The following is a 6,181-nucleotide window of genomic DNA, read 5'->3' as shown; positions in this document are numbered from 1 at the left end:
GGTGCGGTGCTCGAGGGTGCGGAAGTCGAGGGTGCGGAGGCCGAAGGTACGGAGGGTGGGGGTGGTGACCCGGTAGCGGTGGGGGCCGCACCGCGCTGGCCTCGCTGAATTTCGTGACCGCCCACGACGGCTTCACCCTGGCCGACCTGACTGCGTACAACCGCAAGCACAACGAAAACAACGGCGAAGAAAACCGCGACGGCCACGACCATAACCGCAGCTACAACCACGGCATCGAGGGTCACACGGGGGACGGCCGGGTCCTCGACGCCCGGGACCGGAGCGCGCGTAACCTGATGGCTACCCTGTTGCTGTCGCTCGGGGTGCCCATGATCTGCGCCGGCGACGAGATCGGCCGCAGCCAGCAGGGAAACAACAACGCATACTGCCAGGACAACGAGCTGGCGTGGACCAATTGGCAGCTGGACGAGCGCGAACACCGGATGTTCGATGCCACCCGCCGGCTTATCCAGATCCGCCGGTCCTTCCTGGCGCACCAGCCGTATAACTACCCGGCACGGGCGGACAGTTCCTACCTGCTCTGGTTCAACGCCGACGGCGAACCGATGACTCCGGACGACTGGAACAACCCGGACTGCCGCCTGGTCCAGCTGCTGATGGGATCGCCCCAGGGTGTGATCGATGGTCTGCTGGTGATCAACGGGGCGTGTCAGCCGCAGAAAATCGTGATGCCGGCCCCGCACGCGCTGCAGGACTTCGGCAAGCACCGCGGCGGGAACCACGTGTTCGAACTGCTCTACACCACCGCGCATTCCGAGGAGCAGCGGCGCGGCGCCAAGGTCCGCAGCGGCGAGAAGGACATGGTGGCCGCCAACAGCCTCTCCGTCTACCGCTCCTGACTTAACGCAGCCGGCGCCGGGAAGGCCCTCAAAGCCTTCCCGGCGCCGGCATGCCGGCCGTTAGCCGGCGTGCACCCAGGGGTTAGATCTGCCGGGGCTCCTCCTGGACGTTGCCGCGGGCCTCTTGGGCCCGTGCCTTCACGTCCTCGGCGGCGGACGCTCCTTCGGACTTCACCCTGCCCGCCGAGTCCTGGGCCGAGGACTTCAGGTCTTCGGCTGCCTCGCGGGCCGGCTCCTTCATGTCCTGGGCCACCTGGCGGGCGGAGTCCTTGACTTCCTGCACCACCGGTTCGGCCTGTTCCTTGACCTTGTCGGCTGCCTGCTGCTCCACCCGGCTGGCCGGGAACAGCGAGGACAGCAGCCAGCCGGCGCCGAAGGCGATCAGGCCGGCCGCCACCGGGTTGCCCTCGGTCTTGCGGGCAAGCTGGTGCGGGGCGTCGCTGGCCATCTCGCCGGCGTCGTGCATCATGGAGCGGGTGCCGCCGGTGGCGTCGTCAGCCGCGCCCATGATCTTCTCCTTGACGCGGCCCACGGAATCCTTCACTTTGTCCGTCTGCCGGTGGACGATGTTCGACGGCGACGCTTTTTCCGCCACGGCGTCCACATCCGTGCCCAGCCGGGCGCGGGTACGTTCGATGTCGGCTCGGATTTCTTCGGGTGACTGGCTCATAGCGCTTCCTCACTTGGCTTCAATGTTTCCGGAATCTGCTTCACTGACTCGGTGGTCCGGGGCATCCCTTCGACCGTCTTCAGCTGCTTGCGGCCAACCGAATACAGAATGGCCGCGATGATGGCCCAGATGACTGCCACAATCAGGCCGGACCAGGCCCACCCGACCCCGCCGGCGATGAGCGCCCACAGGGCCAGGGACAGGAACAGGAGGACGAAGTGGCCGGCCACGCCGGCTCCGCCCAGCAGGCCCGCGCCCTTGCCGGCTTTGGTGCCGGTCTCCTTGAGTTCGGCCTTGGCCAACTCCACCTCCTGGCGCATCAGGACGGAGATGTCCTTGCTGACCTGGCTGAGCAGATCGCCCAAGGATTCGTTCTCGGCCTTGATTTCCGCTCGCGTTGGCTCGGCGCCATCCTGGCCGGGCACGCGTTGATTGCTCGGGCCCGGCATTTGCTGGTGACTCATCGAGTCCCTCCGTCCTCATAGGGGTTCCGCTCCGGGATCGCGGTGCCGCGGCCACCGACGGGCGGTTCGCCCACAGGGTAGGTGGTTTCGGGCTGTGCCGGGGCGCCGCCGAGGGCGGAACCTGTCTGCGCTCCCGGCGCCGCGAAGCCGGCGGCGCTTTGGGCCTCATAGCTGCCCGTTCCTGCCGTGTCGTAGACGGAACCGGTGGTTGCACGGTGCGTGCCCACGCTCCTGCCGGTCATGGAGCCGCTGCCTGCTCCGCTGTCGGCGGTCAGGCCCTTGGTCAGGCGCCCGGCCAAGACGCCGGCCCCCGCCGCGATCGCCAGGAAGGCTCCGGGCCGCCGGCGGGCAAAACGCTTGACCTCGTCCAGCAGGGATCCCGGGTCGCGGTTCTCGAGCCATCCTGCGACTGAGTCGGCCCGGCCCGCCACCTGGCTGACCAGCTGGGTCGCCGGTCCGGACTGTTCCGAGTTGCGGGCCATGGAATTTAGCTCCTCCCCGATGGACCGCAGCCCCGAAGCCACGCGTTGCTGCTGCGTGTTGGCCTGGCCGCGGACACCGTCGCCCAGTTCGGACATCAGGTTGCGGGCCTTGTCTTTGGCTTCGTACGCCACCTGCTTTGCCTCGTCCTTGGCCGTCTGCGCAACGTGCTGGCCGGCTTCGGCCCCTTCGCGCCCTACTTCCCGTGCCTCGGTCTTGGCGGTTTCGCTCCTGGACTGGCCGGTTGAGGGCGGGTTCGACGGCGGCGGTACGGCCGTGCCACCTGTGGGGTAAACGGGAGCGCCCTCGTCGTAACTGCCGGAATGTGGATTCGTGGTCATGGCAATTCCTTTTCCTAGTCGGGTTCTTCCTGTCAGTCCTGATCTTGGTCAGCTATGCTCACGGGATTCCTCGTGGGAATGCGCGTGCTCGCGGCGCAGATCGCGCCCCCGTGCAATGTCCTCCTCTTCCTTCTCGGCATTCTTCTCGATCTTGCGGTTATCGCGGACCGGAAGCTGGATGTTTTCTTCGGCGGCCATGCCGGCCTGCAGTTCGCGCCCGCGTTCGGTCTCGGCATCGAACTCTGCGCCGAACAGCAGGGCGAGGTTGGCCAGCCAGAACCACAGCAGCAGGACGATCACCCCGCCGATGGCTCCGTAGGTCGCGTTGTAGTTGCCGAAGTTGGCTACGTAGAAGGCGAAGCCCAAGGTCGCCAGGGCCAGCACGATCAGCGCGACCAGGGCGCCCAGGCTCATCCAGCGGAACTTCGGCTGCTTCACGTTAGGCGTCGCGTAGTACAACACGGCCACGATCACCACGGCGAAGATGACGACGACCGGCCACTTGGCGATGTTCCAGGCGGTCACTGCCGCCTCGCCGAGTCCGATCACCGAGCCGATCGCCTCCGCCACCGGGCCGGACACGACCAGCATCAGCAGCGTCAGGACGGCCAGCAGCAGCACCACGAGGGTCACCAACAGCATCATCGGGCGGAGCACCCAGAACGGGCGGCCTTCTTCGACCTCGTAGATCCTGTTCATGGCCCGGCCGAAGGCGGTGACATAACCGGATGCCGACCAGATCGCGCCGACGAGGCCGACGACGAACGCCAGCCCGGCTCCCTGGGAAGTGGCGAGCTGCTGGATCGGCTGGCGGATGACATCAACGGCCTGGCCGGGTGCTACCTGCCCCAGCATGTTCATCATGGCGTTGGTGGTTTGTTCCGCCTGCCCTACCAAGCCCAGGATGGAAACCAGCGCCAGCAGGCCGGGGAACAGGGACAGCACCGCGTAGTAGGTGAGCGCCGCCGCAAGATCGGTGCAGTTGTCGTCGGAGAACTCCCGAATGGTCTTGCGGAGGATGTACTTCCACGAAGACTTTTTTACTTGCTGCGGTTGCTGCGGCTTGTCCCCGTGGTCCGGCGGTGGTGCCTCCCGCTCGGTACTCGTGCCCATGTTCGCCTCCTTCGTAGTCCATTCGGACGGAACACCCTCATGCTATTAGTCAGCATGCTGATAATAAAGGGGTGAGTCACACAGAAGGACGTACGAAGCAGCACATTTCCGCTCTAATCCGGCATGAAACGGGGGGTCCCGGCCGATTTAAAGAAACTGTCGGATAGCTACGTTTCAGCCGTTCTGTTGCCACTCGCGCCGGCCGCCCGGGCGGGCGACGGGCGCGAGCGGCAACGGGCGCTGCCCGTGGATCAGCCGGTGGCGTTGGACACCAGTCCGAGTTCGGCATGGTTTGCCAACGCCGGGTGTTTGGGCAGCACCCGCACGCTGTACCCGAACGACCCGGATCGGTCGATGGTGACCGGGCCGGTGAAGAGATAGCGGCCATCGCCCAGCTGTTCGGCGAGGGCAAGTTCGTCACTGGAGGTCTGGGCGAGGTCGTCGTTTTCGGTGACCTGGCCATGCACCACCTGAACGGTGACGCTGTCCGGCGCCAGCGAGCCGAGCCGGACATAGGCATTGACCGTCAGCGATTCGCCGATCTGCGGCTCGTCCGTGATGCCGAGCGAGTCCACGTGCTCCACCGACACGTCGGCCCAGGCCGCATGCACACGGCTGGTCCACGCCGCCAGTTCCTTCGCCGCCGCAAAATCGTCGGCCCGGGCCGTCCGGCCGGATGCCCAGGCGGGACGGTACAGCTGCTCCACATAGTCATGCAGCATCCGTTCGGCGGAAACCGCCGGACCCAGATTGGCCAGCGTGTGCTTGATCATGGCGATCCACTGGTGCGGGACGGCATCGTCGGCTATCGGCTGGGACGGGCCGGCCGCCCCCGCGCCCTCGGAGACCTCGGCGGCATAGAAGCGGGGCGCCACGTGGTGCTCGATCAGGTCGTAGAGCGCGGCTGCTTCGATATCGTCCCGATCGTCCGCGCTGAACATGTCCGCGGTCCCTGCATCGGTGGACGGGTTCGCCGTCGGGATCGCCCAGCCGTTGTCGCCGTCGTACATCTCGTCCCACCAGCCGTCCAACACGGAAAGGTTCAGCCCGCCGTTGATGGCTGCCTTCATGCCGGACGTCCCGCAGGCTTCCAGCGGGCGCAGGGGGTTGTTCAGCCACACGTCGCAGCCCGGGAACAGCGTGCGGGCCATGGCGATGTCGTAGTTGGGCAGGAACACGATCCGGTGCCGGACCTCCGGGTCGTCGGTGAAGCGGACCAGATCCTGGATCATCCGCTTGCCCTGTTCGTCCGCAGGGTGGGACTTGCCGGCGATAACCAGCTGGATGGGCCGTTTCGGGTGCAGGAGCAGCGCCTTGAGCCGGGCCGGGTCGCGCAGCATCAGGGTCAGCCGCTTGTAGGTCGGCACCCGGCGGGCGAAACCGATGGTCAACACGTCCGGGTCCAGCACGGCGTCGGTCCACGCCAGCTCCGCGTCCGCGGCCCCGCGCTTCTTCCAGGCGGCCCGCAGCCGGCGGCGGACATCCTCGATCAGGGCCGTCCGCAGGCTTCGGCGCAGCGCCCAGATGTCCTCGTCGGACACGTCGTAGACCCGGTCCCACTGGCGGGCGATCACCGGCTCGTCGCCGAACGCCGACCGCGCGTACTCGGCGATCCGCGGGTCCACCCAGGTCGGCACGTGCACGCCGTTGGTCACCGAGGTGATCGGCACTTCCTCCTGGTCGAAGCCCGGCCAGAGCCCGGAGAACATGCCGCGGGAGACCACACCGTGCAGCTTGGCCACACCGTTGGCCCGCTGCGCCAGCCGCAGGCCCATCACGGCCATGTTGAACTTGGACGGATCTCCGCCGTCGTAATTCTCGTCGCCGAGTTCCAGAATCTTCGCGGTGGGCACGTCCGGGGCGAGGCCGGCGCTGAAGAAATGCTGGATCTGCGCCTTGTCGAACCGGTCGATGCCCGCGGGCACCGGCGTGTGCGTGGTGAACACGGTGTTGGCGCGGCCGGCGGCCAAGGCCTCGTCCCACGTCAGCCCGGCGGCCGCCAGCTCCTGGATGCGTTCGATGCCCAGGAACCCCGCGTGCCCTTCGTTCGTGTGGAAGACCTCCGGCGCCGGGGCGCCCGTGAGCCGCTGGTGGATGCGCAGCGCCTTCACGCCGCCCATGCCCAGCAGCAGTTCCTGCTGCAGGCGGTGGTCGCCGCCCCCGCCGTAGAGCCGGTCGGTGATGCCGCGGGCGGCCTCGTCGTTGCCCGGGATGTTGGAGTCCAGCAGCAGCAGCGGCACCCGGCCCACGTCG

Annotated in this window: 6 protein-coding genes; 1 reads left to right on the top strand and 5 read right to left on the bottom strand. The window is 67.3% G+C overall.

Annotated features, from left to right (window positions below; genetic code table 11):
- The first annotated feature begins 113 nt into the window (after positions 1 to 113).
- Positions 114 to 860: a hypothetical protein gene (locus tag AC5RUJ_RS09425; protein ID WP_494155793.1), complete on the top strand. Its 747-nt coding sequence runs from the start codon at positions 114 to 116 to the stop codon at positions 858 to 860.
- A gap of 82 nt (positions 861 to 942) precedes the next feature.
- On the opposite strand, the gene AC5RUJ_RS09420 is transcribed toward AC5RUJ_RS09425, so the two are convergent.
- From AC5RUJ_RS09420 to glgP, 5 genes are all read right to left on the bottom strand, one after another.
- Positions 943 to 1,530 carry a DUF3618 domain-containing protein gene (locus AC5RUJ_RS09420; protein ID WP_494002330.1) on the bottom strand — a complete coding sequence of 196 codons (588 nt, stop codon included), beginning with the start codon at positions 1,528 to 1,530 and terminating at the stop codon, positions 943 to 945.
- Complete coding sequence (locus AC5RUJ_RS09415) at positions 1,527 to 1,979, bottom strand: phage holin family protein (RefSeq protein ID WP_494002359.1); 453 nt, start codon at positions 1,977 to 1,979, stop codon at positions 1,527 to 1,529. Before AC5RUJ_RS09415 ends, AC5RUJ_RS09420 begins: the two co-directional genes overlap by 4 nt.
- A gap of 11 nt (positions 1,980 to 1,990) precedes the next feature.
- The gene (locus AC5RUJ_RS09410; RefSeq protein ID WP_494002331.1) at positions 1,991 to 2,815 is read right to left on the bottom strand and encodes a hypothetical protein; all 825 of its coding nucleotides are present in this window, start codon (positions 2,813 to 2,815) and stop codon (positions 1,991 to 1,993) included.
- Between the two features lie 48 nt (positions 2,816 to 2,863).
- Positions 2,864 to 3,928, bottom strand: a complete 1,065-nt coding sequence (locus AC5RUJ_RS09405; RefSeq protein WP_494002332.1) for a YihY/virulence factor BrkB family protein — start codon at positions 3,926 to 3,928, stop codon at positions 2,864 to 2,866.
- A gap of 251 nt (positions 3,929 to 4,179) precedes the next feature.
- The coding region (gene glgP / locus AC5RUJ_RS09400) for an alpha-glucan family phosphorylase (protein ID WP_494155792.1) at positions 4,180 to 6,181 on the bottom strand (2,002 nt) is incomplete at its 5' end.

Source organism: Arthrobacter sp. Y3223164, assembly GCF_059091005.1.
The sequence above is the reverse complement of the archived record's forward strand: the minus strand, read 5'-3'. Positions and strand labels throughout refer to the sequence as shown.

Bases quoted from the DNA above. Each gene is read 5' to 3' on its own strand.
- AC5RUJ_RS09420 (WP_494002330.1), bottom strand. From the start codon at position 1,530: ATGAGCCAGTCACCCGAAGAAATCCGAGCCGACATCGAACGTACCCGC.
- AC5RUJ_RS09415 (WP_494002359.1), bottom strand. From the start codon at position 1,979: ATGCCGGGCCCGAGCAATCAACGCGTGCCCGGCCAGGATGGCGCCGAG.
- AC5RUJ_RS09410 (WP_494002331.1), bottom strand. From the start codon at position 2,815: ATGACCACGAATCCACATTCCGGCAGTTACGACGAGGGCGCTCCCGTT.
- AC5RUJ_RS09405 (WP_494002332.1), bottom strand. From the start codon at position 3,928: ATGGGCACGAGTACCGAGCGGGAGGCACCACCGCCGGACCACGGGGAC.